Annotated in this window: 1 protein-coding gene; it reads right to left on the bottom strand. The window is 51.1% G+C overall.

Annotated elements, in window-relative coordinates; translation table 11 throughout:
* On the bottom strand, positions 1–440 hold a 440-nt coding region (locus tag C5B91_RS21490; RefSeq protein ID WP_147374917.1), incomplete at its 3' end, for a response regulator.
* Between the last annotated feature and the right edge of the window lie 63 nt (positions 441–503).

Here is a 503-nt window from a genome sequence, read left to right as displayed (position 1 = left end):
AGTTCCGAGAAGCGCTGTTCCGTCTCTCGGATTGTCTCCTGTGCATTGTAGCTAGCGACGGCGTTCTTGACCCGGTTCGCGAGAATTGTGTACTGGCTGGAACCTGTGTCCTTCTGAAGATAGTCAGTAACACCCGCAGAAATGGCATCACTTGCGACAGCCTCACTCCCCTTCCCCGTGTATAGAATGAACGGAATTCGAGGATGGGTTTCCCGAATTGTATTGAGAAAGTCGAGACCAGACTGACCGGGCATATCATAGTCCGAGACGATGCAGTGGTACTCCCTCTCTGAAAAAGCCTCCAAGCCGTCACTCACATTCGTTTCAGAGTCAATGACGAAGCGGTCATCCTCCCGGCTGAGAAACACCGCAGTAAGTTCGGCGAGATCCGGTTCGTCGTCAACATGGAGAACCCGGATCTTCGGCGGAAGAGAATCCATTACCTAACTACAATGAAATGGACCCCCATAATGTAGTGGGATTTATACACAGATAGACAGCGA

Origin of the sequence: Haloferax sp. Atlit-10N (assembly GCF_003586325.1) — an archaeon.
GTDB lineage: Archaea > Halobacteriota > Halobacteria > Halobacteriales > Haloferacaceae > Haloferax > Haloferax prahovense.
The sequence above is the reverse complement of the archived record's forward strand: the minus strand, read 5'-3'. Positions and strand labels throughout refer to the sequence as shown.